This is a genomic window from Carboxydocella sp. JDF658, assembly GCF_002049395.1.
GTDB lineage: Bacteria > Bacillota.
Map to the genome: position 1 here is coordinate 1 of NZ_BDLR01000122.1, position 201 is coordinate 201.

At 52.2% G+C, this 201-nt stretch carries 1 pseudogene; it reads right to left on the minus strand.

The annotated features are described in order from the left end of the window. A pseudogene (locus JDF658_RS12665) lies at positions 1-201 on the minus strand (IS200/IS605 family accessory protein TnpB-related protein); the annotation flags it as partial.

Consider the following 201-nt stretch of genomic DNA (forward strand, 5'->3'; position numbering starts at 1 on the left):
CCAGCCTTTTTGCGAGTGAAACCACCCGCTTGTTCCGCCCCTTGACTGCCAGGCGGAGCTTTTCAATAACTTCTGAAGCAGCCCCCTTTTCCTCTGCCTTTGCCAGTTTCCTCATAGCCAGGCTGAGCTTCTTCCTGGCCCGGCCCAGTTTCTCTTCTGTTTCTTCATTTTCTAACTTCAGCAGTTCTGTTTGGGAGTCCA